We start from the raw sequence: 6,219 nt of genomic DNA on the forward strand, positions 1-6,219 counted from the left end.
ATGAAGACACGTGAACTCGGAAACAACCTGCGGGTCCCCGCGATCGGCTTCGGCGCGATGGTGCTGTCCCCCGGCGTGTACGGCGACATCGACGACACCCGCGCCGAGACGGCGCTCAAGGCGGCACTCGACGCCGGAGCGACCCACATCGACACCAGTGACGCCTACGGCGTGAACGGCCACAACGAGCGCCTGGTCGGCCGGGCGATCAAGGGCCGGCGCGACGAGGTGGTGGTCGCCACCAAGTTCGGCCTGGCCATTCCGGAGGGGGAGGCGAGCAGATCGCAGCCGGTGGGCTACGCGTTCGGCGAGCTGCGGGTGAACGCCGAGCCGCGGATGATCCGCCGCTACGCCGAGCGGAGCCTGCGCAACCTGGACACCGACGTGATCGACCTCTACTACTCGCACTACGTGGACCCGGGCGTGCCGATCGAGGAGACGGCCGGGGCGGTGGCCGAGCTGGTCGAGGCCGGGCTGGTCAGGCACCTTGGCCTGTCGAACGTGACCGCCGACGAGCTGCGCAGGGCGCATGCCGTGCACCCGGTGGCGGCTGTGCAGAACGAATGGTCGATGTGGCGGCCGGTCGATCCCGACCTCCTCAAGGCGGCCCGCGAGCTGAACGTGGGCATCGTGGCCTGGAGCCCGCTCGGCAACGGCTTCCTCACCGGCACCGTCCAGCAGCTGGGCGAGGGCGACTTCCGGCACAACGCGCCCCGCTTCTCCGCCGACAACCTCGCGAGCAACAACGATCGCTACGCCCCGATCAGGGACCTGGCCACCCACCTGGGCATCACCCCCGCCCAGCTGGCCCTGGCCTGGCTGCTGCACCAGTACGAGCACGTGGTGGCCATCCCGGGCAGCCGCACCCCCGCGCACATCGAGGAGAACCTGGCCGCCGCCGACCTCGTTCTGCACCGCGACACGCTGGCCCGCGTCGATGAGGCGCTCGCCGGATTCGAGGTGACCGGCGGCACCTTGCTCTGAATGCGGGACCCGCTCCTGGGTAGCGGTGGCGCCATGCGACTGACCTACACGTCCGATCTGTGGTGGAAAAATGCCGTCGTCTACTGTCTCGACGTCGAGACGTTCAAGGACGGCAACGACGACGGGGTCGGCGACTTCCGCGGGCTCACCCAGCAGATCGACTACCTGGCGGGGCTGGGGGTCACCTGCCTGTGGCTGATGCCGTTCTTCCCGACCCCCAACCGGGACGACGGGTACGACATCACCGACTTCTACTCCATCGACCCGCGGCTCGGCACGCTGGGCGACTTCGTGGAGTTCATGCGGACCGCCAAGGACCGCGGCATGCGGGTGATCGCGGACCTGGTCGTGAACCACACCTCCGACCAGCACCCCTGGTTCATCGAGTCGCGGTCGAGCAAGAAGTCGCCGCTGCGCGACTGGTACGTCTGGTCGGACAAGCCGGAGCCGGACGATCCGAAGCAGGTGGTCTTCCCCGACAAGGAGGACAGCATCTGGCAGCTCGACACCTCGACCGGCCAGTACTACCTGCACAGCTTCTACCGCCACCAGCCCGACCTGAACGTCAGCAACCCCGAGGTGCGCGACGAGATCGCCAGGATCCTGGGCTTCTGGATGGAGCTGGGGCTGTCGGGGTTCCGGGTGGACGCCGTGCCGTTCCTCATCGAGAACGTCCAGCCCCAGTTGGCCGACCCGCACGAGTTCCTGGCGGACCTGCGGGCCTTCATGACCCGGCGTGAGGGCGCCTCGGTGCTGCTCGGCGAGGTCAACCTGCCCTACAAGGACCTGATGGGCTACTTCGGCGAGGGGCTGGGCGACCAGCTCACCATGTGCTTCGACTTCATCGGCATGCAGCGCGCGTGGCTGTCGCTGGCGCGCGGCGAGGCCGAGCCGCTCGCCGACGCGCTCAGGTCCCGGCCCAGGCCGCCCAAGGACTGCCAGTGGGCGGTGTTCCTGCGCAACCACGACGAGCTGACGCTGGACAAGCTCACGGACAAGGAGCGTCAGGAGGTCTTCCGGGCGTTCGGCCCGGAGGAGGACATGCAGATCTACGGCCGCGGCCTGCGCCGACGCCTGCCGACCATGATGGGCGGGGACATCCGCCGCATCAAGATGGCCTACAGCCTGCTCTTCTCCCTCCCCGGCACCCCGGTCATGTTCTACGGCGAAGAGATCGGCATGGGCGAGAACCTCAAGGCAGAGGGCCGCATGGCCGTACGGACGCCGATGCAGTGGTCACCGGACGGCGGCTTCACCCGGGGCACCCCCGAACGCGAGATGCCGGACGGCGCCTACTCGCCCGCGCGGATCAACGTGGCCGACCAGAAGCGGGACCGGGATTCGCTGCTGCGCTGGTTCCAACTGCTCATCGAGCGTTATCGCGAGTGCCCGGAGCTGGCCTGGGGCGACTGCACGGTGCTGGAGGCGGCCGATCCCGCGATCCTGGCGCACCGCTGCGACGCCGACGGCGCCACGGTGGTGGTGCTCCACAACCTGGGCGAAACAGCCCAGGACGTGGAGCTGAAGCTGGCCGGGCTGGAGTCGCACACGCTCACGGACCTCCTGGTGGACGGGACGCTGGAGGTCTCCGAGGAGGGCGTGGCCCGGCTGACCCTGGACCCGCACGGCTGCCGCTGGCTGCGCGCCTCGCCGAAGGAGATCCCAGCGGAGGACGCCTCGGTCAAGTCCCGCTGATCCGGCCAGATTGCCGTAACCCGTGGGTTATTTGCCGCAGTTAGCCTCCTCGCCATGCACATCATCAAGCTTGGGGCCGTCACGCTGACCGCGCTGGCCCTGATCGGCCTGCCCGCGCACGCGGCCGGTGGCAAAACCATCACTGTCACCGTGATGGGCACCTCCGACATCCATGGCAACGGCCTCAACTGGGACTACTACAAGGACGCGGCCTACGCGGACAGCGCCGGCAACAACGTCGGCCTGGCCAAGGTGTCGACGCTGGTCAACAAGGTGCGGGTGGAGCGCGGCGCCGACCGGACGCTGCTGTTCGACTCGGGTGACACCATCCAGGGCACCCCGCTGGCGTACTACTACGCCAAGGTCGAGCCGATCACCAGGAACGGCCCCGTCCACCCGATGGCCAAGGCCATGAACGCCATCGGCTACGACGCCGTCACCCTGGGGAACCACGAGTTCAACTACGGCCTGCCCCTGCTGGCCACCTGGATCCACCAGATGAAGGCCCCGGTGCTCGGCGCGAACGCCGTCAGCGCGAAGACCGGCCGGCCCGCCTACCTGCCGTTCGTGATCAAGACCATGAACGTCAAGGGCGACAAGCCAGTCAAGGTGGGCGTGCTCGGCCTGACCAACCCGGGTGTCGCGATCTGGGACAAGGCGAACGTCGAGGGCAAGCTCCGCTTCACCGACCTGGTGGAGTCGGCCAAGAAGTGGGTGCCGATCATCCGCAAGCTGGGCGCGGACGTGGTCGTGGTGACCGCGCACGCGGGCGACAGCGGCATCTCGTCCTACGGCGGCGACCTGCCCGTGGAGAACGCCTCCGCGATGGTCGCCGAGCAGGTGCCGGGCATCGACGCGGTGCTGTTCGGGCACGCGCACAACGACGTGGCCCAGCGGTTCGTCACGAACCAGGCCACCGGCAAACAGGTCCTGCTCACCGAGCCGAGCAAGTGGGGCCAGCGCCTCAGCGTGATCGACTTCCAGCTGGCCAAGCACGGCGGCAAATGGACCGTCACCGGCAAGTCCTCGACCACGCTCAACACGAACACGGCCGCCGAGGACCCCAAGATCACCGCTCTGCTCAAGCCGCAGCACGACGCCACGGTCGGCTATGTCAACAAGGTCGTGGCCAAGTCGTCGGAGCAGCTCTCGGCCGCCGAGTCCCCCTACAAGGACACCCCGATCCTCGACTACATCCAGCAGGTCCAGGTCGAGACCGTCAAGCAGGCGCTGCCGGACAACCAGCTCCCGGTCCTGTCGATCGCCGCGCCGTTCAGCCGGACCGCCGTCTTCCCCGCCGGCGATATCCGGGTCCGCGACGTGGCCGGGCTGTACGTGTACGACAACACGCTGCTGGCCGTGAAGCTGACGGGTGCCCAGATCAAGGACTACCTGGAGTACTCCGCCAAGTACTTCAACCAGCTCGCCCCCGGCGACCCCGTGGACGTCGCGAAGCTGACCAACGCCGGGAACACGCCGGACTACAACTACGACCAGTTGTCGGGCGTCTCGTACGACATCGACATCGCCAAGCCGGTCGGGCAGCGGATCACGAACCTCAGCTACGAGGGCACGCCGGTTCCGGCGGACAAGGAGTTCGTGGTCGCGATCAACAACTACCGCCAGTCGGGTGGCGGCGGGTTCCCGCACGTCGTGGGCGCGCCGGTGCTGTACAACGCCCAGGTGGAGATCCGCCAGGCGCTGATCGACTACGCGACCGCGAAGGGCACGATCAATCCGACCGACTTCACCGCCGCCAACTGGCGCCTTACGCGTGCCGGCGTGCCGGTCTTCTGACGTACGGCAAGCAGTGGATCCCGGCCAAGCCCGGGCCGTTCCTCAGCAGGCGTGGCGGCGTCGTCCCTCCAGATTCCCCGCCGCCACGCCTGTTCTAACGGGCTCTTCCGGACAACAATCCCGTCCAGATCGCCCGAGTCTCATTGATCGGCCGGATAGAGGTCTCGTGCACCTCGTGCTCGCGGCCGAACTGGACGGTCCGGCGGATGAACGCCTGCCCCGCGCTCTCACACAGCTCGTAGACCGTCGCTCGGCAGAAACAGGTCCAGGCCACCACGCGCGCCCGCGCCAGCACCGGGTACGGCGTGCGCCACTCCAGCCGCACATGATCACGCTGAACCATGGCCACGTGCGGACTCAGACACTCATCCAGCACAGTCGGGGTGGTTCTGGAGTTGTCCATGGGTCGCACCTCCCGTGTGCGCGTGCCTATCAGGTGTGGGGATCTATGGGAATTCGGGCTTGAACCATGCGTTCATGGCTCTCCGTCAGGCTCGTATTCCAGACGCCGTTGCAAATATGATCAACGATCTGTAGTCCCCTGCCTCCCATTGTGAGACCGCTCAACTTCCGCGAGTCCGCCCATGGCCGTTGCGGATATTCGGAGGGATGGCCGGGGTCCGTCACTGTCACGCGGATAGACGCTGGGTCCGTATCGATGCTGAGCTGAACCCACTCCCGACCCGGGATGAAATGTGCATGTTTAACGGAGTTGGTCACCAACTCGGAGACCACCAACACGACATCCTCCAGCAGATCACTTTTCAGCCCCAAGCCGAGGGCTGACCATATGCGCACGACTTGGCGGGCTTGACGTGGGGTGTCGGGACTGGCGCGAAGCAACGTCCGGTGTACTTGGGGGCTATGTGCATGCATTGATCCACCCTGGGGTGATACAAGATCGGACATGCCTGGGGCATCGGGACTTACAGTCCTACGATTTCGGTAGGCCCTCTCACAATGGCGTTCTATCCCTGTCCAGTCCTCAAAAGTAGGCGTACAGTTTCTTCCGGATTCACTGCTTGGCCGTAAGTGAGGGAGTACGGGCAGAAGGCCGAAAGGGTTGTTATGACCGAAAATGGGCAGGATCCTGGTCGGAAGGCATGGAAGGAATTCGCCTCCCGCCTACGTTCATACCGGACGCAACAAAAGTTGAGCCAGGAGCGCCTGGCGGAGCGACTCTCCTACAGCGAGAGCGCCGTGGGGCACGTCGAGCGCATGATGCGCAAGCCGAGCGAAGAGCTGACACGAGAGATCGAGAAAGCTCTTGGCCTCCACGGACAGCTCCTGGAGCTCCTCCCACAGATCCACAACTCTCTCGGGCCGAAGTGGTTCCAGGAGTGGCCGCGTGTAGAGGCCGCCGCGCACACCATACGTACCTCGGAGCCGATGATCATTCCCGGCCTGCTCCAGACGGAAAGCTACGCTAGGCAAGTTTTCCTAGGTGAACCAGGCGCGACAGAAGACCAAGCCGAGAAAGCGGTACAGCTTCGAATTCGACGACAGTCTGTATTTCTCCGTAAGCCACCTCCGATGTATTCGACTCTGGTCGATGAAAATGTTCTTCACCGACCGGTAGGCGGAAGAGAGGTGATGCGCGAGCAGCTTGCGAAAATCTTGGAGATCCTCAATCCTCCTTACGTCACAGTGAACCCATTTCAGGCTCCCCGGCGAGCGCCCTGGTCACAGCGTGATCGCGATGCCGGTGTTCGGTCGGTAACGTAAAGAAGCTCCTGGTAGACG

At 65.9% G+C, this 6,219-nt stretch carries 6 protein-coding genes; 4 read left to right on the forward strand and 2 right to left on the reverse strand.

Annotation, left to right across the window (positions count from 1 at the left end):
• The 3 genes from AB0B91_RS58030 to AB0B91_RS58040 are packed head-to-tail and all read left to right on the forward strand — an operon-like array spanning window position 1 to window position 4,476.
• Window positions 1–984 (forward strand): aldo/keto reductase, encoded by a 984-nt coding sequence (locus AB0B91_RS58030; protein ID WP_358340591.1) that lies wholly within the window; start codon window positions 1–3, stop codon window positions 982–984.
• Window positions 985–2,679: an alpha-amylase family protein gene (locus tag AB0B91_RS58035; RefSeq protein WP_358340593.1), complete on the forward strand. Its 1,695-nt coding sequence runs from the start codon at window positions 985–987 to the stop codon at window positions 2,677–2,679.
• Window positions 2,680–2,733: 54 nt separating this feature from the next.
• Window positions 2,734–4,476 (forward strand): 5'-nucleotidase C-terminal domain-containing protein, encoded by a 1,743-nt coding sequence (locus tag AB0B91_RS58040; RefSeq protein ID WP_358340595.1) that lies wholly within the window; start codon window positions 2,734–2,736, stop codon window positions 4,474–4,476.
• A gap of 94 nt (window positions 4,477–4,570) precedes the next feature.
• On the opposite strand, the gene AB0B91_RS58045 is transcribed toward AB0B91_RS58040, so the two are convergent.
• Both AB0B91_RS58045 and AB0B91_RS58050 read right to left on the reverse strand, forming a co-directional pair.
• Complete coding sequence (locus AB0B91_RS58045; RefSeq protein ID WP_358340597.1) at window positions 4,571–4,879, reverse strand: hypothetical protein; 309 nt, start codon at window positions 4,877–4,879, stop codon at window positions 4,571–4,573.
• Window positions 4,880–4,908: 29 nt separating this feature from the next.
• Window positions 4,909–5,385: an ATP-binding protein gene (locus AB0B91_RS58050; RefSeq protein ID WP_358340599.1), complete on the reverse strand. Its 477-nt coding sequence runs from the start codon at window positions 5,383–5,385 to the stop codon at window positions 4,909–4,911.
• A 159-nt stretch (window positions 5,386–5,544) separates the two neighbouring features.
• Between AB0B91_RS58050 and AB0B91_RS58055 the strand changes: the two genes are divergently transcribed.
• Entirely contained in the window at window positions 5,545–6,201 is a 657-nt protein-coding gene (locus AB0B91_RS58055; protein WP_358340601.1) for a helix-turn-helix transcriptional regulator, read from the forward strand.
• Window positions 6,202–6,219: the final 18 nt, after the last annotated feature.

The organism is Nonomuraea sp. NPDC049141, assembly GCF_040648415.1.
Classification (GTDB): domain Bacteria; phylum Actinomycetota; class Actinomycetes; order Streptosporangiales; family Streptosporangiaceae; genus Nonomuraea.